Genomic DNA, 26,995 nt, shown 5'->3' on the forward strand with positions numbered 1-26,995 from the left:
GCATCGGTCAATAGCTTAAGCAGAGCGAGGACAGACCATGATCAAGCTAAAAATCAACGGCCAGGAACAGAATTGGGATGGCGACCCCGACCTTTCGCTACTCTGGTATCTCCGTGACGAAGCCGGCCTCACCGGTAGCAAGTACGGCTGCGGCCAGGCGCTGTGCGGCGCCTGCACCGTGATCGTCGACAAGGAGGCGGTGCGCGCCTGCATCACCTCGGTCTCCGACGTCGTCGGCCGCGAGGTCACCACCATCGAGGGCCTGCACCCGACCGGCGATCATCCGGTGCAGAAGGCATGGCGCCAGGTCAATGTTCCGCAGTGCGGTTACTGCCAGGCCGGCCAGATCATGCAGGCGGCAGCGCTGCTGGACCAGAACCCGAAGCCGAGCCACGACCAGATCCGCGAAGCCATGGCGGGCAATATCTGCCGCTGCGGCTGCTATCAGCGGATCGAGAATGCCGTGCACCTCGCATCGACGGGGGTGTGACATGAACATTCGCACCAATCCGGGCAAGCTTCGCGGCTTCGAGAAGCACGTGAAGGTCGAGAACGTTTCGCGCCGCAGCATCCTCAAGGGTCTCGGCATCGCCGGCTCTTTCGTGCTCGCCGCGCCCGTGATGACGCGCCAGGCGTTCGCCGCGTATGAGACCGGCGCCGGCAAGATGCCGCATGGCGTCGTGGTCGACCCGCGCGTGTTCGTCGCGATCGCCCCCGACGGCATCGTCACCATCGTGGCACACCGCTCCGAGATGGGCACCGGCGTCCGCACCAGCCTGCCCCTGATCGTCGCCGAGGAGATGGAGGCCGAATGGTCGCGCGTCCATGTCCAGCAGGCGCATGGCGACGAGGTCAAGTTCGGCAACCAGGACACCGACGGGTCGCGCAGCACGCGGCACTATCTGATCCCGATGCGCCAGATCGGCGCCTCGGCGCGCTCCATGCTGGAAGCCGCCGCCGCCAAGAAATGGGGCGTGCCGGTGACCGAGGTGAAGGCGCAGAACCACGAGGTCGTCCACAGCGCGAGCGGCCGCAAGGCCGGCTTCGGCGAACTCGCCGCCGACGCCGCCAAGCAGTCGGTGCCGAGCATTGAAGGCCTCAAGTTGAAGGATCCGAAGGACTTCCGCTATCTCGGCAAGGGCCAGGTCTCGATCGTCGACCTGCACGACATCACCACCGGCAAGGCGCATTACGGCGCCGATATCCGGCTGCCCGGCCTGAAATACGCGGTCATCGCCCGTCCGCCGGTCACCGGCGGCAAGCTCAAATCGTTCGACGACAGCGCGGCGATGAAGATCCCCGGCGTCGAGAAGGTGATGGAGGTCAAGGGCTGGCCGTGGCCGTCCAAGTTCCAGCCGCTCGGCGGCGTGGCTGTGATCGCGCGCAACACCGGCGCCGCGATCAAGGGCCGCGACCAGCTGAAAATCGTCTGGGACGACGGCGCCAATGCCAAGTACGACTCCGTCACCTATCGTGCGTCACTCGAAGAGGCCGCGCGCAAGCCGGGCCTCGTGGTGCGCAAGGAGGGCGACGTCGATGCTGCCCTGAAGAGCGCCGACAAGGTGATAACCGGCGAATATTATCTGCCGCATCTCGCCCATGTCAGCATGGAGCCGCCGGTCGCGGTTGCCGACGTCAAGGGCGACAAGGCCCAGATCTGGGCGCCGGTGCAGAGCCCCGGCGGCACCCGCGAGGACGTCGCCAAGACGCTCGGCATCCCCGAGGACAATGTCACCGTCAACGTGACGCTGCTCGGCGGCGGCTTCGGCCGCAAGTCGAAATGCGACTTCGCGCTCGAGGCGGCCCTGCTGTCGAAGGAACTCGGCGCGCCGGTCAAGGTGCAATGGACCCGTGAGGACGACGTCCACAACGGTTTCCTGCACACGGTCTCGGTCGAACGCATCGAGGCTGGCCTCGACAAGAGCGGCAAGGTGACTGCGTGGCGGCACCGCAGCGTGGCGCCGACCATCGCCTCGACCTTCGCCGCCGGCGCCAATCACGAGGCGGCGTTCGAACTCGGGATGGGGCTGGTCGACATGCCGTTCGAGATCGCCAACATCCAGTGCGAGAACCCGGAAGCCGCCGCGTTCACGCGTATCGGCTGGTTCCGCTCGGTCTCCAACATCCCGCGCGCCTTCGCGGTGCAATCCATGGTGGCGGAGATCGCGCAGGCGACGGGGCGCGACCCGAAGGACATGCTGCTGGAGCTGATCGGGAGCCCCCGGATCGTCAAACTCGATTCGGTGAAGGACCTCTGGAACTACGGCGAGCCCTATGACAGCTACCCGATCGACACCGCGCGGCTGCGCAAGGTGGTCGAGCTGGTCGCGGAAAAGGGCGAGTGGGGCCGGTCGTTGCCGAAAGGCCATGGTCTCGGCATCGCGGTGCACCGCTCCTTCGTCAGCTACATCGCGACCATCGTCGAGGTGGCGATCGACGACAAGGGCAAGTTCACGGTGCCGCGGGTCGACACCGCGATCGATTGCGGCACCTACGTCAATCCGGAGCGGATCCACTCGCAGATCGAAGGCGCCGCGATCATGGGGCTGAGCCTCGCCAAATACGGCGAGATCAGCTTCAAGGACGGCAAGGTGCAGCAGAGCAATTTCGACGACTTCCCGGTGATCCGGATGGACGAGTCGCCTGCGATCACCAACGTCCACATCGTGCCGCCCGGTCCGGACACCCCGCCGAGCGGCGTCGGCGAGCCCGGCGTGCCGCCGTTTGCACCGGCATTGATCAACGCGATCTTCGCCGCAACCGGAAAGCGCATCCGCGCCCTTCCGATCGGCAAGCAGCTGGAGACCTGAGGAACGTTAGGCAAGACAGGAAGTTCTCATCGATCTGAGGCATGATCCGGAAAAGTGCGAAGCGGTTTTCCGAAAAGATCATGCCCCAACAAACAGCTAAAGCGCGATGAAGATCGCGCTTTAGAGGAGCAGACCGATGAGAACCCCACCCGTGAAGTTTCAAGCGCTCGCGGCAACCGTGGCCGCGGGCGTTTTTCTTTTTGCGACGCAGACAGCGCTCGCGCAGACCGCTGCGCCGCCAAGCACAGCGACGCGGCCGGCCAAGGTGCTGCCCGACCAGACCTCGGTTCCGAGCAACGCCCCGCCGGCGACCACCGGCCAAGCCACCGGCGAGGCCAGCCGTGACCCGATGATCAAGAAAATGAATGAGGACGAGAAGCAGAAGGTCGACACCAAGGGCAAATAGCGGGAACAAGCAGCGGGAAGCGGACCGGGAAGCGGCGGTCTCCCCAGCCGCCGCTTCCCGATCGCATCGCCCCCTGTCTGCTAAAGCGTTTTCGAGCGAAGTGGACACCGGTTCGCGTGAAGAAAACGCGTCAAAACAGAAAGCCAGAGCTTCGGTTCTGATCAGAACCGAAGCTCTGGTCGCGTCTTACTTCTTGTTGAGCGCGAACACCCAGATCACGCCGCCTTGCGGCACGTTGTTCTCGAAGCCCGCGACCTTGCCGGCAAGCGCGTCCTGGATGCGCTGCGCGTCGACGCCCCAGCCCGACTGGACCGCGATGTATTGCGTTCCATCGACCTCATAGGACATCGGCATGGCCATGATGCCGGAGTTGGTCTTCTGCTCCCACAACAGCTCGCCGGTCTTGGCATTGAAGATGCGGAACATCCGGTCGTTGGTGCCGCCGGCCAGAACGAGGTCGCCGGCGGTCGCCGTCACCGAGCCGAACAGCTGTGAGGTCTTGAAGTCGTGCTGCCAGACCTTCTTGCCGGTGGCCGGATCCCACGCCTGCAACTCGCCAAAATGATCGGCGTTCGGTGCCGGCGTCAGTCCGATGTCCTCCGGCTTGGTGCCGAGCCAGAGCTGGCCAGGAACCAGCGGTTGCTTCTCGCCGGTGAAGCCGCCGCAGAAATTCTCGTTGGCGGGAACATAGACGAGCTTGGTGCTCTGGCTGTACGCCGCCGACGGCCAATCCTTGCCGCCCCACAGCGACGGGCAGAACTCGACGCGCTTGCCGATCACCGGCTTGTGGTCGGGATCGACGATCGGCCGGCCGGTCTCGGCCTCGATGCCTTTCCAGACATTGGTCTTCACGAACGGCCAGCCGGACACGTAATTGATCTTGTCGGGCTTGTTCTCGAGCACCCAGAAGATCGCGTCGCGACCCGGGTGGATCAGGCTCTTGAACGAACGTCCGTCACGCTGCAGGTCGACCAGCATCGGCGCATCGACCTCGTCCCAGTCCCAGGAATCGTTCTGGTGATACTGGAAGTGCTTCTTGATCTTGCCCGTCTCGGGATCGAGGCCAATCACCGAACTGGTGTAGAGGTTATCGCCGGCGTGAGCCGAGCCCGGCCACGGCGCAGCGTTGCCGACGCCCCACAGGATCGTCTTGTTGTCCCTGTCGTAGACGCCGGTCATCCAGGCCGATCCACCGCCCGACTTCCAGTCGTCGCCGGTCCAGGTCTCATGGCCGGGCTCGCCTTCGCCGGGGATGGTGAAGGTGCGCCAGAGCTCCTTGCCGCTGTCGGCATCGTAGGCGACGACATAGCCGCGCACGCCGAACTCGCCGCCGGAGCCGCCCACGATCACCTTGCCGTCAACCACCAGCGGCATCAGCGTCAAATATTGCCCCTTCTTGTAATCCTGGACCTTGGTGTCCCAGACCACCTTGCCGGTCTTGGCATCGAGCGCGACGACGTGGTCGTCGGTCGTGGCAAAGTAGACCTTGTCCTGCCACAGGCCGACGCCACGGCTGGTCGGGTGCAACTGGAACAGATCGTCGGGAAGCTGGCGCTTGTAGCGCCAATATTCCTCGCCGGTCTTGGCGTTGAGTGCGATCACCTGTCCCATCGGGGTCGCGGCGAACATCACGCCATTGTTGACGATCGGCGGCGCCTCATGGCCCTCGATGACGCCGGTGGAGAAAGTCCAGACCGGCTTGAGATCCTTGACGTTGGAAGTGTTGATCTGATTGAGCGGACTATAACCCTGTCCGTCATAGGTCCGGCGATAGAGCATCCAGTTGCCGGGTTCGGGATTTTCGAGACGTAATGACGTCACCGGACTGTAGTTTTCGATCGGCCCTGCGACGGCGTAGGTCGAGACGAGACACGTGAATGCGACGCAACCCGACAGTAACCACTGCTTGCTTGTCATGAGATGCTACCTCCCTGCTCTGTTTTGTTTTTTCAGCTTAGGTCATGCAGAAATCCCGGTGTGGCCTCATCCTCCTTGCTGAGCACCCACCTTCCCAACGAATGGCGCTGCGACCGTGATCGCGCCGTCGGCCACCGTCAGCGGCAATGCCGCGAGGCGACGTGGCGCCGGCCCGAACACGACTTGCGCATTCTGCCGCGGATCGTATTCGGAGTTGTGACAGAGGCATTTCAGGACGTTCTTGTCGCCCTGCTCTTCCTTCACCCAGGCGGTGATCGGACATCCGGCATGCGAGCAGATGATGGAGTAGCAGACGATGCCGTCAGGCGCGCGGGCACGCGTCGCATCGTCCAGTTCGTTCGGATCGAGCTTGACCAGCACGACCTCATTCAGCCGCGAACCTTTGCGGACGACGGAGGATTTCGGATCCTTCGGCCAGGCGCGAATGGGGGGTCCACCGAGCGTCAGATCATCCGGCTTGATGACCTCGCCGGCCTTGTCGCCTTCGGCGCGCACCAGGAGGTCGGCCTTTTGCGGTCGCTCACTGGCGCCAGGCTGATCTTCGTCGTCGGCGGATGCAGGCTCGATCGCGGCAAGACAGGCGCAACCCGCGAGCGCGGTCAACACCGCGCGACGCGTCGGGTCCGCGCACGAGCCCGACGCCTCGGATTCACCGATCTGGTCGACGGAAGCGCTGGGATTGGACTCCGACATGGCGCAAGCTGAGCGTGCAACTCAGCCGAAAAGATGGCGGCACACCTTCTCGATGCACGAACGCATGCGCAAAAAATACGCTGCAGCTTTTGGTTGATTTAACTGCGCCGCTTCGCGGTTGCGTCGATCAGGGTTCGTTGACGAAGGTCAGCCTGCCGACAGGTTTCAGCGTCTTTGCATCAAATGTGCGGATCTCTGTTGCACCGCCTATATCAAGCGTCAGCACAAACCGCTCGCCGGCGACGCCGGTCGAGACGATGCGGGCGCCCTTCGGCAGCGCAGCAGTGACGTCGGACACCGAAACAGGGCTTCCCTCGCTGCGATAAAGGCGGTAGCCGATGGCGATCAACACGACGGCCACGGCCAGTGCCGAGGTCAGCCCCGCGATCAGCATCATGCGCCGCACCCGCGCGATCAGCGCGGCCTGGTCGGGGGTCGGTTCGGTCACAGCGGTGTCGGTCATCACAAGGCTCTATATCTTTGCAACACGTCTCTTCGAATGGCGGTCGGAAGCTGGAGGTCATCGTCGCGGGCGACGAGGGCTCGGCCCGGCTTGACCGCGTGCTCGCGCAGCGCACCCCGGAGCTGTCGCGGTCCCGCCTGAAGGCGCTGATCCTCGCCGGTTCCGTGACCGTCAAGGACGCCGTCGTCCGCGACCCCGCTTATCATGTCGTCAAGGGCGATACGATCATAATCGACGTTCCGGAGGCCGCGCCTGCCGAGCCCCAGGGCGAGGACATCGCGCTCGATATCGTGTTCGAGGACGACGACATCATCGTCATCGACAAGCCCCGCGGCCTGGTCGTGCACCCCGCGGCCGGCCACGCCACGGGAACGCTGGTCAACGCGCTGATCGCGCATTGCGGCAGCAGCCTGTCCGGCATCGGCGGGGTCAAGCGGCCGGGCATCGTGCACCGGCTCGACAAGGACACCACGGGACTGATGGTGGTCGCCAAGAACGACCACGCCCATCAATCGCTGACCGCGCAGTTCGCCGACCATGGCCGCACCGGCCCGATGGAGCGCGGCTACATGGCGTTCGCCTGGGGCGTGCCGAACCGGCCCCACGGCACCATCGACGCGCCGATCGACCGCCATCCGCACGCCCGCGAGAAGATGGCCGTCCGTCAGAGCGGCCGCGAGGCGATCACCCATTTCGAGGTGCAGCAGAGCTTTGCCGGCCGCGACGGCAAGCCGGTCGCCTCGCTGCTGGCCTGCCAGCTCGAGACCGGCCGGACCCATCAGATCCGGGTGCACCTCGCCCATCTCGGCCATCCGCTGATGGGCGACAGCGTTTACGGCGCCCACTTCAAGACCAAGGCCGGGCAGCTCAGCGCGGAAGGTAAGGACGCACTCACCGCCCTCGACCGGCAGGCCCTGCACGCCTATCTGCTGGCTTTGGAGCACCCCCGGACCGGGGAACTTTTGCGCTGGGAACAGCCTTTGCCGGAGGATTTGCTTCTCCTGCAAAGGGCGCTGGAAGCGGCGGTATGACGCACCCCCTGATGAAAAGCCTCGTTATGACAACAGGTTATACCAGCCACACGGGGACGTGACGTCAGCAATCCTTCCCTATCACGGACAGTTTGGTGTATGTTGCACCTGCGTTGAATATCCAACGCGGAACATCGCAGCATGGCCGGCTTTAACCCAGCGGCCACCTGCCTGGCCCGCCGCTATCGGGGGCCTGAACCACTGGAGGGCGCAAGTAATGGCCCGTACAGCTACCTTACCGGTTCTCAATGGAGAGTCCGGTCTTTCCAGATACCTCGCCGAGATCCGCAAGTTCCCCATGCTGGAGCCCCAGCAGGAGTACATGCTCGCCAAGCGTTGGCGCGAGCATGACGATCGCGACGCGGCGCATAAGCTCGTCACCAGCCATCTCAGGCTCGTGGCCAAGATCGCCATGGGCTATCGCGGCTACGGCTTGCCGATCTCCGAGGTGGTCTCGGAAGGCAATGTCGGCCTGATGCAGGCGGTGAAGCGATTCGAGCCCGAGAAGGGCTTCCGTCTCGCCACCTACGCCATGTGGTGGATCAAGGCGTCAATACAAGAGTACATTCTGCGTTCCTGGTCGCTCGTGAAGATGGGCACCACCGCGAACCAGAAGAAGCTGTTCTTCAACCTGCGCAAGGCGAAGAGCAAGATCTCCGCTCTGGAAGAGGGTGATCTCCACCCCGACCAGGTGAAGTTGATTGCCAAGCGCCTCGGCGTGACCGATCAGGACGTGGTCGACATGAACCGCCGCCTCGGCGGTGACGCGTCGCTCAACGCCCCGATCCGCGACGACGGCGAAGCCGGCGAATGGCAGGACTGGCTGGTCGACAACTCGCCCAACGCCGAAGCCGTGATGGCCGAGAGCGAGGAGTTCGATCATCGCCGCCAGGCCCTGAACGGTGCGATCGGCGTGCTCAACCCGCGCGAACGCCGCATCTTCGAGGCGCGGCGTCTGGCGGATGAGCCGATGACGCTGGAAGACCTCGCCGCCGAGTTCGGCGTGTCGCGCGAGCGCGTGCGGCAGATCGAGGTCCGCGCGTTCGAAAAGGTGCAGTCGGCCGTCAAGGGCACGATTGCCCGGCAGGAAGCAGCGCTCGAGGCCGCGCACTAAGCGCGCGGTGGGCGAGCCAACAGACACGAAAGCCGGCGGCAACGCCGGCTTTTTTGTTGTTTGCAAAGTGGTGCTCGGCACGCACCTCGATCCAGGACGTATACCCATAGATCCGCCTGCCGACGAATGTCCGCATCAGCCTCGGGATCGGACAAACGAGGCGCACTTCGTCATGTCGCCTTCGGGTCAAACTCGGAGGTCAGAACGCGCACTCGTGACGTCCGCTCCACCCCCGACATCGGACTTTCGACAGCCAGCGCGGCACTTCCGAAAAGGGCCAATAACGGACTCATCCACCGCAACAACCCTTTGATCCTTTGATCTAACCGAGGGTGTCATTTTTCGGAAAAATGCCAGACCCCGTCCCAACCGGCTGGCGGCGGAATGCTGCGCAATTGGCAGACGCGGTCGACAAATAGCCGCGAAGGTCCATCCTCCGCATCATGGAGGAGGCACCTTTCGAAGCACCCCTGCGCCTCGTCCCAATCCTGCCGGCGATAGCTGGCGAGACCATCCGAGAACATCTCGCGAAGCTGAATCCGCTCCGGCTCGAGCTCGCCAACGCGACCCATTGCTTCGAAGATACGGACCGGCTCGGTCTTGCCGGCGACAGTGATGAGGTCAAGTTCGCGTGCCTCAACGACTTGTTGGGCGATTCGATAGGTCTCCTCGCTGAGGATGAGCGAGGTGCCATAGAGTTTGTTGATGCTCTCGAGACGCGAGGCGAGGTTCACCGTATCGCCGATCACGGTATAGGATCGCGCCGCATCCGAGCCAATGGTCCCGACCACGGCTTCGCCGGTGGCGATTCCCATACGGATAGCAAGTTTGGGTGGATTGCGTCGCATCCCGGTGATCTCAGGCAACTGGGCGCGAAGCAGGGTGATCGCATCCTGTTGTGCAAGCGCCGCGAGGCAGGCATCGCTGGCATGATCGTCGCCAGCAGAGAAAGGCGAGACCCAGAACGCCATGACAGCGTCGCCGATATATTTGTCGATGAAGCCGTGATGCGCATGAATAACGTCGGCGACCGTTCCGAAATAGCTGTTCAGCAAGTTGACGACGGCGCTGGCAGTTAGTTGCTCGCTGATGCCGCTGAAGTCCTTGATATCGGAAAAGAAGATAGTGAGCGTGCGGCGCTCGGCCTGTTCGGCACCGCTGCCGATCAAACGAGTGACGATGCGTGGGTCGACAAACTTGCCGAACGTATCCTTGATGCGCTCCCGCGAGCGAAGCTCCTCGACCATGCGATTAAACGATAGAGCGAGTTCACCAACCTCGTCGCGCGTGAGAATCGACAACGGCTCCGAATCCGTACCGGACTCGATTGCGCGGGTGCGGACCACAAGCTGGCGCAAACCTCCAACCACACGGGCCGATCCCACTGCGCTTATGCCGAGGCCGATTCCACAGGCGGCCAAGAACAGGCCAAAGCTCAAGTAGGTATTAAGCCGTTGTCTTGCGAGAACAGTGCGGGTTGCCCGATCTGTAAGACTGGCAAGGCTACGGCGAATCTCGGACAGGTCCGGTCCGAAAGCTTGTGCAAACTTGCTGAAGCCAAGTGAGGCCGTCCGGGCATCCTCGCGTCGGCCATCGGCTAGGGCCGCCATTGTTAGCTCACCGGTGGCTAGAAATTCCTCGAGGCTGCGGCTGAGGTATTTGAACGATCCCTCTATGCGCGCCAGCTCGATGCGTTCAGTGGTCTGGTAGCTCGGGTCTTGAATGGCCTTAGCGAGCAACGCAGTGGCCTTGTCGACGTCGGTGCGCAATTCCTCCGTCATCGCCTGCTTGGTGGAAATTGCCGCTGCGAGTTCTGGAGGATTCAAGGGATCAAGGCGTAGCGCACGCAAAATGCCGAGTTCGTACCTGTCGGTATCGACATCGATCTCTGCGACCAGCCTCGTCAGCGGCAACTCGTATTCGACAATGTTGCCTATTTGATCGCTGTCCAGCTTTTGAATAACGGCGAGTACGCCGACCACGACGCCAAACAGCGCAAGCAGAATCCCGGCGAGAAGAAAGATTTTCTTGCGGATCGTCATTAGGGCGGGTCCGGGCAGAGCATGACGTAGGTCGCATAATTGGGCTTAGGCAGGGAGCCCCCAATAGGCGACATCGCTTGATCACCTCGCAAGGGCTGCGGAGCGCTCTGCTGTGCGGCGACGGGCATTACGGCCACGAAGCAACTTCCCAGACCTGCGAGCACAGAGGCCACCGTGAAGTGTGTTGCCCTCATATCGTGATCCCCTTCACAGCCTAGGTCAAACCCAGAAGTCCTGGAGAGCAACCGGGAAGTCCGCTTCGCCCTCACGAACGGACATGGTCAGCCTGGCCTGTCAGGTCGGAAAAGTGACACAAGCGGTCGTCAACGTCACAATCAATCTTGAAGACCCGGCTCGAGCATATCGATCAGCCCGCGCTGCGACGCCTGGTGCTGGGTGACATTGCCCGGCTGAAGGCACGGCGGCTCGCCCAGATCCGTTACCTTGCCAGGCAACTACGCGCTCACCGCGATCTCGCTGCCCGCCTTGACCTCGTGCTCAGCATTCCCGGGATCGGCGAACGCACCGCACTCGCGCTCTTGATCCGCATGCCCGAGCTCGGCCGTGTCAGCCGCGAGGAGGCTGCGGCCCTCGCGGGGCTCGCGCCCTTCGACAACGACAGTGGGCAACATAACGGCCAACGGCGCATCGCCGGCGGTCGGGCTCGGCTGCGACGTTCGCTGTTTGCTGCGGCGCTTCCGGCGGCATTCCGCTGGAACAAGGCCCTCATTGTGCTCTACACACGCCTAACCGCAGCCGGAAAGGCCCACAACGCAGCTCTCATCGCTTGCGCGCGAAAGCTGCTGATCTATGCCAACACTGTCATCCAGCGCGGAACGCCTTGGCTCGAACAGGCGTCCGCGACTTGATGGTTGCTACGGGGCTGGTTTTTGGCATGATCCTTCGGCACGCACCTCGATCTAGGACGTATGCCCAAAGATCCGCCTGCCGACGAATGTCCGCATTAGCCTCAGGAGCGGATAAGAGAGGCACTCTTGGCCATGTCCGCTAAGGGCCCAGGAGTGGACTTTCACAACTCTAGCTGGAGGTGATTATTGCGTCATTCCGGGAGACCCGCCTTGCGAAGGGCGTCTCGGAAACGTTCCGCGTCCGTTGCATTTCTGAATGGTATTGGTGGCAAATTGCTCACGGTTGCGCTCGGGATCGCGAGAAGCCAATCACCGATCGCCGCGCGCGCCGCATCTTGCTCGCCTAGCAGCGCAAAGCTAACGGCAAGAAGGGCATGGCCTTGCCACCAGTCTCGCTTACGCTGCACGGCTTTTTCGGACCACTCACGAGCTTTGACGTAGTCCTGGGCAACAAAATATGCCAGCGCAAGCCCAGAGAAGCGGAAAAAGTTGCCCGGTTCGCGCGGGTTCAATCTGAGGCATGTCTCCGAATTTTGGACACTCTCTTCTGCCCGTCCAGCGAGGGCAAGCACCGTGCCGAGACTGCCAAAAGCAATCAAGAAATTTGGATTGAGCTCAAGGGCTCGTCGATAGGCCGCGATGGCCTTGTCATGGTACCCAAGACCCTGACCCAGAATACCACCGAGCATCCAATACGAATATTCATCGGCATCATCGAGCCGGATCGCTTGTTGGGCTGACTGCAAAGCTGCCTCAAGCATTTCCCGTGGGTTGCTGGAAAAGCCCATCAACGCCAAATGATATGTCGCAGCAGCAAGAAGCTGATGACCCTTCGCAAATGATGGATCGATGCGCGTGACTTCGACCCCGATCTCGCGCGCTCTTGCGATGCTTTCCGACGTCAGCCCGTAAATTTCCTTCCACCCGCGCTTGGCGAGATCCCAAGTGCGAAAATCCGGTCTCTCGCTTCGTTCAGCCAGAACCCCTTCGCTAAAGACAACTTGACATTGGGTCGAGCCCACGACGCTGCGCGTGATTTCGTCCTGTATTTCAAAGATGTCAGCGAGATCGCGGTCGTATTTCTCGGCCCATAGGTGGCGCCCCATTGCGGTCTCGACTAGCTGCGCAGTGACACGAACACGCCGGTCTATGCGCCGGACGCTGCCCTCAAGCACGTAACGGGTACCGAGGTCGCGTCCAACCTGCTTCACGTCGACAGCCTTGCCCTTGTAGACAAATGTCGAGTTGCGAGCGATTACCGACATCGTGCTGGTATGGGCCAGTTCTGTTATAATATCTTCTGTGAGCCCATCAGCGAAATATTCCTGCTCGGGATCGCCGCTCATGTTCTGGAACGGCAGCACGGCGATGGATGGTTTGTCGGGAAGCGAGAGCACCGGAGGCTGGCTCACAGCCGAACCTGATCTTACTTCGAAAGGGGTTTGACCAGACGGCCGAACCCGCCACGCCCGCATAGGCTCGGCAATGTTTTTGAGGGACTGCTGTCCTATGTCATCATAGGCAATTTCAACTTTGCCCCGCACCTGCCGATAAGCATCATCGGACATGCAGATCCCGCCCGGTTCGGCGATGCTCTCAAGGCGGGCGGCAATGTTGACACCATCGCCGAAGATGTCGTTGTCATCAAAAATGACGTCACCGACATGAATACCGATCCGGAATTCGATCCTTTGATCGGGCGGCACGCCGGCATTCTGCTCGGCCACACTGCGCTGGATTTCAACTGCACCGCGCACCGCATCGACGGCGCTGGCGAACTCGATCAGCATGCCGTCACCGGTCGTCTTGACCATGTGGCCTCGATGGGAGGCTATGGTGGGGTCAACGGTGGTCTTCCTTACAGCCTTTAGCCGGGCCAGCGTCTCTTCTTCGTCGGCCCCCATCAGCCGACTATATCCCGCAACATCCGCCGCCAGCACCGCTGCCAGTCGCCGTTCCACGCGCTCGTTGCTCAAGACGCACCTCGGACCGGAAAATCAAGGGCCAGCTTAGCAGAAAAGTGGGCCAATGTCCGATAGGTCCAGTGTCCGAGATGGGTCAGAAGGCGATAGGCCTGAGGTCGGATCGGGTTTCTGCTTCGTCTCCGAAAGCGGGCCTCCCGGATTTTAATGGAGTACGCGCCCCACTCGCCCCACTGCCGCGCCATCGCCGCGAGCGCAGCCCTCGCAGTAGCGGGCGTCCTTGAAGTCGATCCAGTTGTCCCGCGCGTTGGAGAAGGTGTAGCCCGCCGTCAAGGGCACGATTGCCCGTCGGAAAGCTGCTCTCGGAGCCGCGCACTAACGCGCGGAGTCGAGCCAAGAGACGCGAAAGCCGGCGGCAACGCCGGTTTTTTTGTTTGGGCGTGATTTTCAGCACGCGCTTCGCCGACGCCCACGAACCTCCGCTCCCCCTCGATCGACCAATCGGGAAGCGATCGCCACGGGGGCGGGCGCGGATGCGAGGTTGTGATGCCGATCACACTGCAATCGACCGCCGGCGGCTTCTCCGCCGAGTTCACGAGCAAGCTGCCCGCACTGGAGCGGGCGATGACCGAGGGCGGGCTCGAGCCCGCCGACTTCGTGTTCTCGAAGGACTCGGCCGCGCCGGCGGCGATGCCGTTCGTCGGTCCGTTCTTCTACGACTACACCGTGTTCACCGGCGGCGAGAGCTTCACCGTCACCGAGCCGAACGACTTGCGGTTTCTGGACTACATTTCTGACCGCTTCCTCGCGGCCGAACAGCCCGATGAGCCGGAGGTGGCGCGGCCGCCCGGCGCGATCGGCCGGTTCTTCCGCTGGATGGCGCAGCCGATCTGAACGAGCGCTATCCTACTCACCGCACCGCCGCGCCATGGTCGCGAGCGCGCAGCCTTCGCAGTAGCGGGCATCCTTGAAGTCGATCCAGTTGTGCGCGTAGACGTGCTCCAGCGCGATGCCGTAACGCGCGCGCAGTCTGTAGGATAGGCGGAGCGCCGCGATACCCATCATCCCACCGCGCAGGACAAGGTTGACGGGTATCGCTTCGCTCCACCCGTCCTGCGAAGCTGGTTTTTGCCATGGTGCTTCGGCACGCCGCTCGATCTAGGACGTATGCCCATAGATCCGCCTGCCGACGAATGTCCGCATCAGCCTCGGTAGCGGACAAACGAACCGCACTTAGTCATGTCAGCCAAGGGCCAGTGCGGACGAATTATTGCGCTCCGGCGCGGAGACGGCTTGGCCAACCGACACGGACCAACGTTTCATCTGGGTCAGAGATTGCAAATTCGTACATCCCCCACGGCTTGTCTTCGGGTGATTGCTGAAATTCGCGCGCCGCAGCATCAACACTCTCGAGGTATAGATAAAGCCCAAAAGGGTTTCTGCCCGGCGTTAGCCATCCCTCGACCGCGTCCGTCAGATGTAAATATCCGCCCTTCCCGTTCGACAGCATGCGATAGGTGTCCGGCTCTCCCGGAGCAGGCCTTTCGCTGTCCGGGCGCGCAAAGCCCAGCCGATTGTAGAACCGCTCCGACGCATCAAGGTCATTACACGGCAGGATCGCGATCAAAGCTCCAGAAGGGCTCATTAGTACACTCCGACGTCATGCAACAACTTTCGTCCGCTCTTCTCAATGTCTGAAAATTTGTCACCTTTAAGGTGGGAGTTGGAGCTGGGCAGCCAGATGACCGCCGCCTGCCGACGAATGTTCGCATTAGCCTCAGGAGCGGACAAAAGAGGCGCTCTTGGCCATGTCGGCTAAGGGCCACAACCGGACTTGGCACCATTTAGCGGAGTGGACGAAGGTCTCTGGAGGTTGAAAGGCGATCATAGGGGCCGGCGGCCCCGCGACGGGAGGGGTTCCTTTTTGCTCGCCGCCGGTGTTTCCTCTGCACGGCGGAGAACGGGCATGCAGAGATTGCTGGGAGAGAAGATCGGCGAAGGCGTCTTCGCTGATGTCCACGCCTGGGCGCCTGGTCAGATCGTCAAGTTGTCCAAGCCAGGTATCCCGCAGTGGGTCGTCCAGCACGAGACGCAAATGACCCGCGCGGTCTTCGCCGCCGGCGGCCCAGCGCCGGAGGTGCTCGGCGAAGTCACCCTGGACGGCCGCTTTGGCATCGTGCTGCCGCGGTTCGATGGGCCGACCCTGACGCAGGCTACGCGCACCGGCGCCATCACGCGTGAACAAGCGGGCGCAATCCTTGCGACGCTCTGCCTTGCCGTTCACAAGACGCGACCGCCGCCGCACGCACTCTCGCTGCGCGAGGCGATGCACGCCAGATTGCGGTTCGGCGGCAGCGTGCTTCCGGAGCGCATCACCACCGGCGTCCTCGCGCTGATCGAGCACCTCGCGCCCGATGACGTGCCGTGCCATTCCGATCTTCACCCCGGCAACGTGATTATGACGGCGCAGGGTCCGAGACTGATCGACTGGCTTGGCGCGGCTCGTGCGCCCGCCGCCTACGAGATTGCACAGTGCCATGTCCTGCTTGCCGAGATTGGCCCGGAACACGCCGACGATCCGGAGCGGGCCACGGTCAATTCGGTTCTGCAGGCGGAGTATGCGCGGCTGGCCGGCATAGCCCCTGCGGCGCTGATACGGCGGCGATGCAGCCCTATTTGCCGATCGTCCGCGTCTTCCTCCTGCTCGGCGGGGCCATGCCTGACATGCGGGAGCGGCTGATCCAGCGCGTCGAGGCGGCCCTGCGCTCGGAAGGCTGAATTGTTTTGGTCGCGCGCGAGCCGGAGTGGCCTGTCGAAGCGAGCCCTCAGTGTCTTCTTTGGGTCAGAAGCCGCCGATAGCGACCGAACCAGGGGACTTCCGGTTCACCTCGAAGAGCGGAAGTTCGCGACGGTCATGCAGACCGTCAGCCTTGGGCCAATTCCGGACATTTGGCAGGCCCGTCCTTGCAGCCGTCACCGAACGAGGCCTTACTTGCGGCGTGTCCGCAGTGGCCTCGCTTCACAAGCTATTGTATCATGCGGTCTAGCGGAACCGCGAGGGTAGCAGGTGGTCACAGTTGCAGAGTGGCTGGCCTCGCTCGGTGTGTCCGAGTACGCTCAGCGCTTTACCGAGAACGATATCGACACTGCTGTCCTCCCTCATCTGACTGATCGGGACTTGAAAGAGCTTGGCATCTCAGTCGGGCATCGGCGCAAGATGCTGGCAGCAATCGCCCAGCTTGCGCCCACCCCGTCGGCAACTGCGTTCCACCCCGAGCCGCGGGACGACACTGAGCGCCGCCAAATTACGATTTTGTTCTGTGACCTCGTCGGCTCGACGGCGCTCTCCACCCGGCTCGACCCAGAGGATCTGCAGGAGATCATCGGCCCCTATCACCGATGTTGCGCCAAGGTCATCACCCAATCCGATGGTTTCGTCGCCAGATATCTCGGCGACGGCGTGCTCGCCTATTTCGGCTATCCGCAGGCCCATGAGGACGATGCGGAGCAGGCAGTGCGCGCGGGGCTGGCGCTGGTCGAAGCCGTGGCGAAGCTCGATGCCGGCGAGGCGACGTCGTTGCACGTGCGGGTCGGTATTGCCACCGGCCTAGTGATAGTCGGAGATTTCATGAGTGAGGGGCCGGGGCACGAAAACGAAGTAGTCGGCGAGACTCCTAATCTTGCTGCGCGTCTTCAGGCGCTGGCTGAGCCGGATGCCGTGGTCATCAGCGGCGAGACTCGCCGCCTGCTTGGCGACCTGTTTGAGTGTCGCGAGCTGACACCGGTTCGTCTCAAGGGCTTCCACACCGCCGTGAGCGCCCATCAGGTTCTGGGTGAGAAGGCGTGCGAGAGCCGGTTCAAGGCATTGCGCGGAACGCGGCCCACGACCCTGGTCGGACGGAGAAAGGAACTTGATTTGCTGCTTGACCGCTGGGATCTGGCGAAGGGCGGCGAAGGTCAGATCGTATGGCTCTCCGGCGAGCCGGGAATCGGGAAGTCCCGGCTGGTGCAGGCGCTGCAACAGCAGCTCGGAGCCGATGGCGGGCATCGGTTGATGGCCTACCAAAGTTCGCCCGAACGCTCTGCCAGCGCCCTCCATCCGGTCCGCGCTCAGCTGGAGTATGCCGCAGGCTTTCTCCCCTGGGACGATTCGCTCCAGAAGCTTGTGAAACTCGAAGCCCTGCTCCAGCGCGATGTTCAAACCGCCTCCGAGTTCGTCCCTCTCTTCGCCTCGTTCCTGGGGCTGCCGGCTGCCGAGGGCCGCCCGACGCCGGACCTCACGCCGGCGCAGCGGAACGCGAAGACGCTCGCGGCCCTGGTGCGTCATCTCGAAGCGTGCGCGGCACGACTGCCAGTTTTGCTAATCTTCGAGGACCTCCATTGGGCCGATCCCACGTCGATCGAACTGTTTGGAACGCTTGTCGAACGGGTCCGCCACCTGGCCATACTGGCCGTCCTCACCTTCCGGCCCGATTTCGTTCCGCCCTGGACGCGCCCGGGCCACGTCACCCTGCTCAGCCTCAATCGCCTGGGCCGGCGCGACGCGGCGGATTTGGCGGAGCGGGTCGCTGGCGGCAAACCTCTGCCGGCCGAACTGGTGGACCGCATCCTGTTCAGGGCCGACGGCGTGCCGCTCTTCATCGAGGAGCTGACCAGGCTCGTGCTTGAGTCAGAGCTGATCACGGAGACAGTCGATCGCTATGTCCTGCGCGGCAGTATGCCGGATACGGCGATCCCAACTACACTGCGTGATTCGCTGATGGCGCGGCTTGATCGCGCTGCATCCGCCAAAGAAGTCGCTCAGGTTGCCGCCTGCATTGGCCGAGTGTTCTCGCACGAGATGCTTGCAGCGGCTTCGACCCTTGAACCAGATGCACTTCGCGCAGCTCTGGACCAGCTCTCGAACAACCAATTGATCGATCGTTCCAGCCTGCCGTCGGCGCAGGTCCATGTGTTTCGTCATGCGCTCGTTCAGGAAGCCGCCTATCAGTCGCTGCCGAAGACTAGGCGCCGTGAGCTGCACGCTCGTATCGCTGACGTCGTTGAGGCGCGCTTTCCCGAAATCATTGCGCAACAGCCAGAATGGCTGGCGCATCACCATGCCGAGGCCGGGCACGCCGGACGCGCATCGGAGTGCCTGCTCGATGCGGCGCGCCGTGCGAGATCAGGCTATGCACTGCGCGAGGCGACCGCTCATCTCGAAAAATGCATCGCCCTGCTGCAGACGCACCGATGCGGGAATGCGCATGAAGGAGCCCACATCGCGGAGAGGCGCGAACTCGAGGCGCTAGAGATGCTTGGCGACTTGGCGGGTCTGATGGACGATCTTGCGGGGGCAAATAGCCATTATGACGAAGCCCTGATACTCGCATCCGCGGACGAAGACAGGACCAGGATCGAGCGAAAGCGCCATCGCTCGCGCGCTGCCTTCAGCGGCGGGGCGAGGATCGCGTTCTACGAGCACGGGGGCGGCGAGACCACGCTGCTGTTGGTCAGCCCGCTCGCCTATGGGCTGGCCACGATCCAGCCTATCCTCGAACAGTTCTGCCAGGAGTTCCGGATCGTCACGATCGATCCGCGCGGATCTGGCGCGTCCGATCCTTTGACGCGACCCTATTATGTCGAAGACCACGCCAAGGACGTCCGGGCCGTGATCGCCGAGCTGGGTGGCGGCCCGGTGGTCGGGGTCGGGATCTCCGCCGGAGCAAACATGCTCTTCAGGCTCGCCCACGCCGAGCCGAGCCTGTTCACGGCTCTGGTCGCGCTGGGCACTCCACCAGGCGACTTCTCGCGAACGTTCAATGCCGTCTACCTGGAGCGGTGTGTCCATGACAAAGCGGTGAAGGACGTCGCCGAAATCATGCGAGTGCATACTGAGCTCGTCTATTCCGAGCCCGAGATGGAGGAGCTGCGGGAGCGCACGATTCGAAGCCGACTTTCGTTACCGCGCGAAACCCTTCTGAGTTTCTTCGACCCCGATCCAACGAAGGATGTCATGCCGCTTCTCTCCGCCATCACGGCGCCGGTGTTGGTTGCCCATGGGCGCGAGGATCGCCTCATCGCATTTGCGGCGGCCGAGGAAATCGCGGCGCGTCTCCCGAATGCGCAGCTATGCGCGTTCGACCGGAAGGGGCACCTTCCTATCTTCACGGCAACGACCGAGTTCTGCAATGTTGTGAGGCATTTCGTTCGGCAATCGCTCGGGTGAGGCTCCGCCCAAGGGTTGAACTCCGGTCTTCTCATTTGCGCTGGCGGAGGGGCGCACCCTTACACATCGTTTGCTAGGAGCTGTGTTGGGCGCCACGACACCGATGTCGCATTTGGGTCAGAAGGCGATATCCCGGAGGTCGGATCGGGTTTCCGCTTCATCCCCGAAAGCAGACGTCCGGGATTTTAACGAGTACCCACCCTACTCGCCCCACTGCCGTGCCATGGTCGCGAGCGCGCAGCCCGCATCCTTGAAGTCGACCTAGTTGTACGCGTAGACGTGCTCCAGCGGAATGCCGTAACGCGCGCGCAGCACGCGCCACGCCGCGATCTGCGCGTCCGTTAGCGCCTTGATGTTGCGCCAGGGGCATCAGCTTCGGGAGCGGACAAGCGAGGCGCACTTGGTGATGTCGGCTAAGGGCCAGAAGCCGAATTAAACCCGACGACTTGCATGTCTGTTTGCTCTCAGTTGTAGACCCGGGACAGAGGAATCAAGTTACTGGGCCTCGGCCATCTTCGGTCGAGATGATTGCATCTGCGCGCTGGTTGCCGAGGGCCGGTTCGACGGCGGTACCAGATCCGGTGATCGGACGGCGGCGTCGGGCGGCGCGCCCTGGGACGGCCGATTGGCCGCGGGGGCCGGAAGCACGATGACTTTCGCTCCGACTTTCACTCGTTCATAAAGGTCCACGACGTCCTCATTGGTCAGCCGGATACAGCCGGACGAAACCCGCTTCCCGATCGTATCGGGCTTGTTGGCGCCGTGAATTCTGTATTCGGTATCGCCCAGATACATCGCCCGGGCGCCGAGCGGATTGCCGGGCCCCCCTGCCATGAACCGCGGCAGATAAGGCTGGCGCGAAATCATCTCTCCCGGCGGACGCCAATCCGGCCATTCTGTCTTGCGGGCTACGGTCTGTTCACCGGACCATGTGAAGCCTTCGCGACCGACACCGATGCCGTAGCGCATCGCCTGTCCGTCGTTCAGAACGAGGTAGAGGAACGTGTTTCCGGTATCGATGACGACGGTGCCGGGCGCCTGGTGACTGGCGTAATCAACCACCTGCCGAACAAATTTTCCAGGAGCGTCAGCGGCTTTTGGCGTTTCGATCCGGGGCGCGGGGACCGGGATTGGAACCGGAGCTGGCGCAGGAGCCTGAACCGGCGCCGCTACGTGAATAGGAGCCGATGGCACCGGAGCCGATGGCGCCGGGACCTGGTGCGCGGCTTGCTTCCGTATCGGTTGGACGCTCGCCGGACGCCACAGCAAACCGTACCCCAATGCGACAGCCGCCACGGCGCCAATTGCAACTCTTCCCGCCACCGGTAGCGCGAGCGCCTCAGTCTTCCCACGTTTGGCCCGCTTGCCCATATCTTCTCTTCCCCTGATCCCTTGCTGGCAGAGGTACCCAGCAAATTTTAACAAGCTTCGAAGCGATTTCGCTCAGGCTGGAAATCGCCAAGCGTCGTTAACGCGAGCGCTTGTTCCGTAAGGTTGAGCGAAATCCGGGCAGTCGGTAGGATGGGTGGAGTACAGCGATACCCATCATCCCACAGCGCGGCACGAAGTTGATGGGTATCGCTTCGCTCCACCCATCCTACGAAGCTGTCGTCCTACTGCGAAAGCGGGGGACCCCGTACGGCGCGGGGTCGAGAGAGGACGCGCAATAACTGCTGTCTCTGGAATACTGGATCGCCCGGTCGAAGCCGGGCGATGACAGCTGTTTGCTAGCCCGGGCGTCCTCGTCCACACATGACGCGTACGCGCCCCTACTCGCCCCATTGCCGCGCCATGGTCGCAAGCGCGCAGCCCTCGCAGTAGCGGGCGTCCTTGAAGTCGATCCAGTTGTGCGCGTAGACGTGCTCCAGTGCGATGCCGTAACGCGCGCGCAGCAGCTTCACCAGCACCCGCCACGCCGCGATCTGCGCATCGGTCGGGCCCTTCGCGACATCGGGATAGTTGCCGGAGAACTCGACGCCGATCGAATTGCTGCCGATCACCTGATGATAGGTCGCCCGGTTGTCGATGTACTTGTTGTCGTTGCGGTTGCCGCCGTCGCCATGGGTCGGAACGAGATTGTCCGCGACCGACCAATAGACCGTGCCGTCGGTTTCGACCCAGACCATGACGCCGCGCCGGGTCGGGTTGTTGTGCTGCTCTGCTGCGCCAAACCGCGCCGAGCCCTGCGGGCCCTCGGTCTGGTGCACGATGATGTTGCGCCAGGGATGGGACTTGGCGACGTCACCCCAGGGCGACAGCCAGACCATTTTCAACCCGGGAATCTCAGGCGTGCCTTGCGATCGCGCGATGGTCGCGAGATCGGGCATTTGAGCTGATGCCGCGGAGGACAGCACGAGCGCAGCAAGTACGGCGAGCAGGCGAGACATGATCACGGAAGGATCCAGTGTCGTCCCTCGATAGAGCGGGATAACTTTTCTTCGAATCGTCATCCGACTCTATCTTTTTGATTTGAGCATGATCTTTTCGGAAAACCGCTACACACTTTTCCGGATCATGCTCTAGCATGCTCAGGCGCGCTTGCGCAGCGTCGCTTCCACGAGATCGGCGATCTCGGGCGGCAGCTTGGGCTCGTAGGTCGCATAGCCGTTCTTGCCGCCTTTCTTGGCGTCGTACAGCGCGTGGTCGGCGGCGGCGATCAGGCGGTCGGGATGCATGCCGATCTCGCGGCTCCATTGCGCAACGCCGATCGACACCGCGATCGGAATGTCCTGGCCGGTGCACTGCTCGGCATCGGCGCGGCAGACCTCCAGCACGCGGCGGGCAATCATCGCGCCCTCGCGCAGCGTCGAGGACGGCAGCACGATGCAGAACTCGTCGCCGCCGGTGCGGGCCAGCATGTCACCGGGGCGGAGCCTGGTCTGCGCCATCAGCGTGAAGTGCTGCAGGCAGGCGTCGCCGGCGGCGTGGCCATGGGTGTCGTTGATGCCCTTGAAGCCGTCGAGGTCGATCACCAGCAGCGCGAACGCCTCGCCGTTGCGGTCGGAGCGTGCGCATTCCTCGGTCAGCCGCTGCAGCAGATGGCGGCGGTTGCCGACGCCGGTCAGGTCGTCGAGCAGCGCGAGGTCGGCGACCTCGTTGCGCAGCCGGTCGATCGCCATCAGCAGAAAGCCGAAATTGAGCGCCATCGACAGGAACACCATCAGCAGGATCACCAGCGACTGGCCGGCACTGAAGCGGACGAAGGAGAATTCGCCGGGCTGCAGCAGGGCGCCGACAAGGCGCAGCGCATAGATGCCGATCAGCAGCGAAGCGACGATGCCGGCAAGCCGCGCGCCGGGACTGACGCGGCCGTTCTCGGGCGACAGCAGCAGCTTCAGCGTCAACGCGAACGGCGTGACCTGCGCGATGGTGTAGACCAGGATGCGCATCGGCATGCTGTCATAGGCAAAGATGAAGACGGTAAGGCCGGCGAAGGTGAGCGCGGTGGTCAGCATGGTGCTGCGCCAGCCCACTGGCTTGCCGTAGAACCGCTCGATGCCCATTGCGGCAAGGCCGGCGGCGAACACCATCAGCGTCCCCGCCGCCAGCAGCGGCAGCAGCGAGTCCGTCAGCACCACGCGGAGCATGGCACAGGCGGCACCGGCCGCCGCGGCGAACGCCGACGCGGTCCAGAATTGCGCCGCACCGAAGGCAGGATAGCTGCGCGCGACATAGGCCCAGATCAGGCCGAGCGCGAGAAAATTGATAACGAATACCGTCCAAAGCGTCGGAACGCTCAACATCGCCCCTGTTCGAGACCCCTATCGGTCTCGCCTCTCCTGAAATGACCGCCGCCCCTAGGGCGCTTCCCCAATGACAATCCCCGTTGTCTTGCGGGACAGGATGCGGCCGCGCCGCTTAACGGACTGTCACCCGCAATGCTCCAATCCAAGCTGTGGTTTTGAATTGATGAAGATGCGCGCATCGGCCGTTTGCGCATCGTTAAGCATGACGGATGCGACGCGCGGCGCGCGTAGCGCGGCAAAAAACTGGCGAAAACAGCTAACAACTGTGGATAACACAATGACAGCGCCGTGACAGCACGCGGCAGCCGCCTCCGAATCTGCTGAGTTTGCTACTGAGGATGTTGCGAGGCTGGCCCTCCGCCAAGCATGCCTCGGAGTCGCGTTTCAATCCATGAAACCTTGAGAGGATACTATGGCTAAGAAAGCGAAGAAGGCGAAGGCGAAAAAGGCCCCCAAGAAGAAGAAGGCCGCCAAGAAGAAGTAACCCGTTTCTTGCCCGGGTAGCGGCTCTGCCCTGCCCGGGCACCCAGATCGGGGCATCCAGATCAGGACCACCGGCCGCAACAATATCAACTTCAAATTCACCAATCCAAATAAGTCGGCCCCAGACGGATGGGGCAACACCGCAGGCGCAAGGCCTGCTTTTTTATTGCCTGCATCAACGGTGGCGAAACGCGGTCAGCGCTCCGCGAAGGCAAGCTTGGCGCCGAGCAGGGCAAAGCCCGCGGCAAAGCTGCGCCGCAGCCAGGCCATCACCTTCGGCCGGGTGATGACGCGGTCGCGCACTGACGCCGCGAACAGCCCGTAGACCGCGAACACCGCAAAGGTCATCGCCATGAACACACCGCTCAGCTCGACCATCCGCGCCAGCGGATGCGGCTCGTCGACGGCGATGAACTGCGGCAGGAAGGCCAGGAAGAAGATCGACAGTTTTGGATTGAGGATGTTGATCAGGATGGCGGTGACGATCACCCGCCCGCTCGAGCGCGGCTTGATCTCGGTGTCGACGGCGAGCGCACCACGCTCGCGCAGCGCCTGCCAGGCCATATAGAGCAGATAGACCACGCCGCCCCATTTCAGCGCCGCGAACGCCAGCGCGCTGGTGTGCAGGATGGCGGCCAGCCCCAGCATCGCCGCGATCATCTGCGGCACGATCCCGAGCGTGCAGCCGAACGCCGCCGCCACGCTCGCCCGCGAGCCCCGGGTCAGCGCGACCGCGAGCGTATAGAGCACGCCGGTGCCGGGCGAAGCGACCACGATCAGGGTGGTCAGCAGGAAGGACCAGGTCATTCAAATCCTCAAATGGTCACGTCAATCCAGATGTTGCTTCAGATAGTCCAGCACGCGCGGAAAGGCATCCTTGCGCGCTTCGGGATCGGTCCCGATCACGGGAATTGAGCCGTCGTGCATCTGATATTGCGGCAGCTCGGTGCGCGGCAGGTTGGGCGCGTCGAAGGCGTGCACCGCGCCGGGATGCTCTTCAGCTCGACCGGATTGCCGCGCCCCTTGGCCGCCGCGATGAAGGCGTCGCACGGCTTGAACGGCGTCCAGACGTCGGCCTCGCCGATCAGCACCAGCAGCGGCACCCTTGTGGTCCAGCTGTCCGGCTCGACATTGGTGTACGGCCTTGACTGGTAGATGTCGGCGCACACGCCGGGATGGAACGACACCGCGACCCGAAAATCCTGCGCCAGCGTGGCGGGCCGGCCGATGCTCTTGTCGTTGATCGAGAGCAGCGCCACCCCGCCGCCCTGCGACCAGCCCATCAGCGCGATGCGGTCAGGCTTCACGAACGGCTGCCCCTGCAGATATTGCAGCGCGCCGTAGGCGTCCTTCGGCCGGTCGCGCCACATCCGGCGGGCGTCCGGCCCGCGCGAGCAGGTCTGGCCGAGACCGCGCGGCGTCGCGCTGTCGACGATCAGCGTGACATAGCCCTGCACGGCAAGCGCGCGCGCCCAGGCGCGGTAGAGACCGAAGATGCGGCCCTTTTTGTCGTTGAGGCCGGAGCAGCCGTGCATCAGGACCACCGCCGGCCGCGGCGCGTCGCCCTCGGGACGGGTGAGATGGCCGATCAGGTCGGTCGCACCGTCCAGCGACGGGAAATTGACAATCGCCTCCGCCGCCGCGGCGGGCACCGCGATCGCGGCCGCGCCAGCCATTGCGGTCGCGAGCATGAACCAGACCAGTCCGATGATCGACCACGGGCGGGACATCAGCCGCCAATATCACGGCGTCCGGGGCGGCGGAAGCGGCGGCCGGCCGGCCGCGCCTCGCTTGCGCTGACAACTCCGTTATGACGACCGGCGCTATAAAGACCCGCGCGGCCCACGGCCGAACAGCGCCGACGCCGTCATCTCGGCGAGGCGGATCACATCCAGCGGCGCCCAGGGTTTGGCCCAGAACAGCGCGCCATCGGGCAGGCGCTGCCGCAGCGGCCGGCCCGAGGTGACGACGACATCGAGATCGGGGTTGTATTTCTTCGCGGCATAAGCGAGCTCGACGCCGGTCATGTTTCCGGCCAGCTCGACATCCGTCATCATCAGCACGACATTGTCGCCGTTGCCCTGCAACACCAGTTCGGCGGCTTCCGCGCTGGCGCAGGCGATGACGTCGAACTCGCTCTCCTCCAGCAGCAATTCGATCATCTCGCGCTGCATCGGGTCGTCCTCGACGACCAGGGCCTTCGCACGGTGGGGCCTCGACTGTCCCATAGAATATCCCATGGCTGGGCCTCCCTTTTGATTGCAGTTTTTCAGAGCGAGCACGGGTTCAATGCCTAAAATCACTGGATGGTTCGGTTCCAATTTGAGAAAAGTGGGGACAGCCGCCGTGTTCCCGCACGGCCACCGCGCCCCCTGTTGAGATGGAGCTGACCCGACATGACCGCGATCGCTGGATCCGCCGCCGCCGTGACCGGAGCCGCCAGCGGCATAGGCCGCGCGCTTGCGCTCGAACTTGCGCAGCGCGGCTGTGATCTGGCGCTCGCCGACCGCGACGAGGCCGGCCTGCAGTCGGTGGCTGCCGAGATCGCGAAAGCAGGCCCGCGCAAGGTCAGCGTGCACCGTCTCGATGTCAGCGAGCCGGAGCAGATCACGGCGTTCGCGCAGGCCGCCGGCACCGTGCATCCCGGCCTCAACATCCTCGTCAACAATGCCGGCGTCGCGCTGCTCGGCGCGTTCGGCGAGATCGGGCAGGCGCAGATGGAGTGGCTGTTCAACATCAATTTCTGGGGCGTGGTGCACGGCACCCGCGCCTTCCTGCCGCTTCTGTCGCGGCAGCGCGAGGCGCATATCGTCAACATCTCCTCGATCTTCGGCATCCTCGCCCCGCCCGGCCAGAGCGCCTATTGCGCGGCCAAGTTCGCGGTGCGCGGCTTCTCGGAAAGCCTGCGCCACGAGCTTGCGGTGGCGAACAGTCCGGTCAGGCTGTCCGTCGTGCATCCCGGCGGCGTCGCCACCAACATCGCGCGCAACTCGCGCACCGGAAGCGGCATCACCGACAACGCCCGCCGCGCGCAATCGATCGAGCGCTTCGATTCGCTGGCCCGGACGACGCCGGCCGACGCCGCGCAATGCATCATCACCGGCATCGAGAAAAACCAGCCGCGCATCCTGATCGGCAAGGACGCCCGCCTGATGGACCTGCTGCAACGCTTCCTCCCCGGCACCTACTGGAAGGTGATGCAGCGGCAGATGGAGAAGACCGCGGCGCGGCGGATGGCGCGGGATGCGGCGCGAGCGAGTTGAATGCGCG

The 26,995-nt window shown here is 63.3% G+C and carries 22 protein-coding genes and 2 pseudogenes; 10 read left to right on the top strand and 14 right to left on the bottom strand.

The window, feature by feature from the left end; all coding sequences use genetic code 11:
• The first annotated feature begins 37 nt into the window (after positions 1–37).
• From WDM24_RS33400 to WDM24_RS33410, 3 genes are all read left to right on the top strand, one after another.
• A complete protein-coding gene (locus tag WDM24_RS33400) occupies positions 38–490 on the top strand; it encodes a (2Fe-2S)-binding protein (RefSeq protein ID WP_338828799.1) in 453 nt (150 codons plus the stop codon).
• A gap of 1 nt (position 491) precedes the next feature.
• On the top strand, positions 492–2,810 hold the full coding sequence (locus tag WDM24_RS33405; RefSeq protein WP_338828800.1) for a xanthine dehydrogenase family protein molybdopterin-binding subunit: 2,319 nt from the start codon (positions 492–494) through the stop codon (positions 2,808–2,810).
• A 136-nt stretch (positions 2,811–2,946) separates the two neighbouring features.
• Complete coding sequence (locus tag WDM24_RS33410; RefSeq protein ID WP_338828801.1) at positions 2,947–3,216, top strand: hypothetical protein; 270 nt, start codon at positions 2,947–2,949, stop codon at positions 3,214–3,216.
• Positions 3,217–3,402: 186 nt separating this feature from the next.
• On the opposite strand, the gene WDM24_RS33415 is transcribed toward WDM24_RS33410, so the two are convergent.
• From WDM24_RS33415 to WDM24_RS33425, 3 genes are all read right to left on the bottom strand, one after another.
• Positions 3,403–5,133: a methanol/ethanol family PQQ-dependent dehydrogenase gene (locus tag WDM24_RS33415; protein WP_338828802.1), complete on the bottom strand. Its 1,731-nt coding sequence runs from the start codon at positions 5,131–5,133 to the stop codon at positions 3,403–3,405.
• Between the two features lie 66 nt (positions 5,134–5,199).
• Complete coding sequence (locus tag WDM24_RS33420) at positions 5,200–5,847, bottom strand: Rieske (2Fe-2S) protein (RefSeq protein ID WP_338828803.1); 648 nt, start codon at positions 5,845–5,847, stop codon at positions 5,200–5,202.
• Between the two features lie 127 nt (positions 5,848–5,974).
• Complete coding sequence (locus tag WDM24_RS33425) at positions 5,975–6,310, bottom strand: hypothetical protein (protein ID WP_338828804.1); 336 nt, start codon at positions 6,308–6,310, stop codon at positions 5,975–5,977.
• Positions 6,311–6,360: 50 nt separating this feature from the next.
• On the opposite strand from WDM24_RS33425, the gene WDM24_RS33430 reads away from it, so the two are divergent.
• Positions 6,361–7,341, top strand: a complete 981-nt coding sequence (locus WDM24_RS33430) for an RluA family pseudouridine synthase (RefSeq protein WP_338832494.1) — start codon at positions 6,361–6,363, stop codon at positions 7,339–7,341.
• 217 nt (positions 7,342–7,558) lie between these two features.
• Entirely contained in the window at positions 7,559–8,455 is an 897-nt protein-coding gene (gene rpoH, locus WDM24_RS33435; protein ID WP_029084390.1) for an RNA polymerase sigma factor RpoH, read from the top strand.
• 335 nt (positions 8,456–8,790) lie between these two features.
• Here rpoH and WDM24_RS33440 read toward each other — a convergent pair whose 3' ends face one another.
• Complete coding sequence (locus WDM24_RS33440) at positions 8,791–10,497, bottom strand: adenylate/guanylate cyclase domain-containing protein (protein ID WP_338828805.1); 1,707 nt, start codon at positions 10,495–10,497, stop codon at positions 8,791–8,793.
• A gap of 341 nt (positions 10,498–10,838) precedes the next feature.
• Between WDM24_RS33440 and WDM24_RS33445 the strand changes: the two genes are divergently transcribed.
• Positions 10,839–11,366 (top strand): transposase, encoded by a 528-nt coding sequence (locus WDM24_RS33445; protein ID WP_338828806.1) that lies wholly within the window; start codon positions 10,839–10,841, stop codon positions 11,364–11,366.
• Between the two features lie 191 nt (positions 11,367–11,557).
• Here WDM24_RS33445 and WDM24_RS33450 read toward each other — a convergent pair whose 3' ends face one another.
• Complete coding sequence (locus WDM24_RS33450; protein WP_338828808.1) at positions 11,558–13,342, bottom strand: adenylate/guanylate cyclase domain-containing protein; 1,785 nt, start codon at positions 13,340–13,342, stop codon at positions 11,558–11,560.
• Positions 13,343–13,834: 492 nt separating this feature from the next.
• Here WDM24_RS33450 and WDM24_RS33455 point away from each other — a divergent pair, with 492 nt between their 5' ends.
• The gene (locus WDM24_RS33455) at positions 13,835–14,182 is read left to right on the top strand and encodes a hypothetical protein (RefSeq protein WP_338828810.1); all 348 of its coding nucleotides are present in this window, start codon (positions 13,835–13,837) and stop codon (positions 14,180–14,182) included.
• A gap of 12 nt (positions 14,183–14,194) precedes the next feature.
• Here the strand turns inward: WDM24_RS33455 and WDM24_RS33460 are convergent.
• Both WDM24_RS33460 and WDM24_RS33465 read right to left on the bottom strand, forming a co-directional pair.
• Positions 14,195–14,317: pseudogene (locus WDM24_RS33460) on the bottom strand (N-acetylmuramoyl-L-alanine amidase); the annotation flags it as partial.
• A 238-nt stretch (positions 14,318–14,555) separates the two neighbouring features.
• Complete coding sequence (locus WDM24_RS33465) at positions 14,556–14,933, bottom strand: VOC family protein (protein ID WP_166209588.1); 378 nt, start codon at positions 14,931–14,933, stop codon at positions 14,556–14,558.
• A gap of 321 nt (positions 14,934–15,254) precedes the next feature.
• Between WDM24_RS33465 and WDM24_RS33470 the strand changes: the two genes are divergently transcribed.
• Positions 15,255–16,028: an aminoglycoside phosphotransferase family protein gene (locus tag WDM24_RS33470; protein ID WP_338828811.1), complete on the top strand. Its 774-nt coding sequence runs from the start codon at positions 15,255–15,257 to the stop codon at positions 16,026–16,028.
• A 327-nt stretch (positions 16,029–16,355) separates the two neighbouring features.
• Complete coding sequence (locus WDM24_RS33475) at positions 16,356–19,496, top strand: alpha/beta fold hydrolase (RefSeq protein WP_338828812.1); 3,141 nt, start codon at positions 16,356–16,358, stop codon at positions 19,494–19,496.
• 264 nt (positions 19,497–19,760) lie between these two features.
• Here the strand turns inward: WDM24_RS33475 and WDM24_RS33480 are convergent.
• From WDM24_RS33480 to WDM24_RS33510, 7 genes and pseudogenes are all read right to left on the bottom strand, one after another.
• Positions 19,761–19,838: pseudogene (locus WDM24_RS33480) on the bottom strand (N-acetylmuramoyl-L-alanine amidase); the annotation flags it as partial.
• A 153-nt stretch (positions 19,839–19,991) separates the two neighbouring features.
• Positions 19,992–20,867: a L,D-transpeptidase gene (locus WDM24_RS33485; RefSeq protein ID WP_338828813.1), complete on the bottom strand. Its 876-nt coding sequence runs from the start codon at positions 20,865–20,867 to the stop codon at positions 19,992–19,994.
• Between the two features lie 398 nt (positions 20,868–21,265).
• Positions 21,266–21,889 carry a peptidoglycan recognition family protein gene (locus tag WDM24_RS33490; RefSeq protein ID WP_338828814.1) on the bottom strand — a complete coding sequence of 208 codons (624 nt, stop codon included), beginning with the start codon at positions 21,887–21,889 and terminating at the stop codon, positions 21,266–21,268.
• A 135-nt stretch (positions 21,890–22,024) separates the two neighbouring features.
• The gene (locus WDM24_RS33495; RefSeq protein WP_166298569.1) at positions 22,025–23,239 is read right to left on the bottom strand and encodes a GGDEF domain-containing protein; all 1,215 of its coding nucleotides are present in this window, start codon (positions 23,237–23,239) and stop codon (positions 22,025–22,027) included.
• Positions 23,240–23,920: 681 nt separating this feature from the next.
• A complete protein-coding gene (locus WDM24_RS33500; protein WP_338691764.1) occupies positions 23,921–24,532 on the bottom strand; it encodes a LysE family translocator in 612 nt (203 codons plus the stop codon).
• Positions 24,533–24,627: 95 nt separating this feature from the next.
• On the bottom strand, positions 24,628–25,455 hold the full coding sequence (locus WDM24_RS33505; RefSeq protein ID WP_338828815.1) for a dienelactone hydrolase family protein: 828 nt from the start codon (positions 25,453–25,455) through the stop codon (positions 24,628–24,630).
• Between the two features lie 93 nt (positions 25,456–25,548).
• A complete protein-coding gene (locus WDM24_RS33510; protein WP_338832495.1) occupies positions 25,549–25,953 on the bottom strand; it encodes a response regulator in 405 nt (134 codons plus the stop codon).
• Between the two features lie 168 nt (positions 25,954–26,121).
• Here WDM24_RS33510 and WDM24_RS33515 point away from each other — a divergent pair, with 168 nt between their 5' ends.
• Positions 26,122–26,988 (top strand): SDR family NAD(P)-dependent oxidoreductase, encoded by an 867-nt coding sequence (locus WDM24_RS33515; protein ID WP_338828816.1) that lies wholly within the window; start codon positions 26,122–26,124, stop codon positions 26,986–26,988.
• Positions 26,989–26,995: the final 7 nt, after the last annotated feature.

Origin of the sequence: Bradyrhizobium sp. 27S5 (assembly GCF_037217225.1) — a bacterium.
GTDB classification, from domain to species: domain Bacteria; phylum Pseudomonadota; class Alphaproteobacteria; order Rhizobiales; family Xanthobacteraceae; genus Bradyrhizobium; species Bradyrhizobium septentrionale.

Excerpts from the sequence above, each read along its gene's own strand:
- WDM24_RS33400 (WP_338828799.1), top strand. The coding sequence starts at position 38 with ATGATCAAGCTAAAAATCAACGGCCAGGAACAGAATTGGGATGGCGAC.
- WDM24_RS33405 (WP_338828800.1), top strand. The coding sequence starts at position 492 with ATGAACATTCGCACCAATCCGGGCAAGCTTCGCGGCTTCGAGAAGCAC.
- WDM24_RS33410 (WP_338828801.1), top strand. The coding sequence starts at position 2,947 with ATGAGAACCCCACCCGTGAAGTTTCAAGCGCTCGCGGCAACCGTGGCC.
- WDM24_RS33415 (WP_338828802.1), bottom strand. The coding sequence starts at position 5,133 with ATGACAAGCAAGCAGTGGTTACTGTCGGGTTGCGTCGCATTCACGTGT.
- WDM24_RS33420 (WP_338828803.1), bottom strand. The coding sequence starts at position 5,847 with ATGTCGGAGTCCAATCCCAGCGCTTCCGTCGACCAGATCGGTGAATCC.
- WDM24_RS33425 (WP_338828804.1), bottom strand. The coding sequence starts at position 6,310 with ATGACCGACACCGCTGTGACCGAACCGACCCCCGACCAGGCCGCGCTG.
- rpoH (WP_029084390.1), top strand. The coding sequence starts at position 7,559 with ATGGCCCGTACAGCTACCTTACCGGTTCTCAATGGAGAGTCCGGTCTT.
- WDM24_RS33440 (WP_338828805.1), bottom strand. The coding sequence starts at position 10,497 with ATGACGATCCGCAAGAAAATCTTTCTTCTCGCCGGGATTCTGCTTGCG.
- WDM24_RS33455 (WP_338828810.1), top strand. The coding sequence starts at position 13,835 with ATGCCGATCACACTGCAATCGACCGCCGGCGGCTTCTCCGCCGAGTTC.
- WDM24_RS33465 (WP_166209588.1), bottom strand. The coding sequence starts at position 14,933 with ATGAGCCCTTCTGGAGCTTTGATCGCGATCCTGCCGTGTAATGACCTT.
- WDM24_RS33470 (WP_338828811.1), top strand. The coding sequence starts at position 15,255 with ATGCAGAGATTGCTGGGAGAGAAGATCGGCGAAGGCGTCTTCGCTGAT.
- WDM24_RS33485 (WP_338828813.1), bottom strand. The coding sequence starts at position 20,867 with ATGGGCAAGCGGGCCAAACGTGGGAAGACTGAGGCGCTCGCGCTACCG.
- WDM24_RS33495 (WP_166298569.1), bottom strand. The coding sequence starts at position 23,239 with ATGTTGAGCGTTCCGACGCTTTGGACGGTATTCGTTATCAATTTTCTC.
- WDM24_RS33500 (WP_338691764.1), bottom strand. The coding sequence starts at position 24,532 with ATGACCTGGTCCTTCCTGCTGACCACCCTGATCGTGGTCGCTTCGCCC.
- WDM24_RS33505 (WP_338828815.1), bottom strand. The coding sequence starts at position 25,455 with ATGTCCCGCCCGTGGTCGATCATCGGACTGGTCTGGTTCATGCTCGCG.
- WDM24_RS33510 (WP_338832495.1), bottom strand. The coding sequence starts at position 25,953 with ATGGGACAGTCGAGGCCCCACCGTGCGAAGGCCCTGGTCGTCGAGGAC.
- WDM24_RS33515 (WP_338828816.1), top strand. The coding sequence starts at position 26,122 with ATGACCGCGATCGCTGGATCCGCCGCCGCCGTGACCGGAGCCGCCAGC.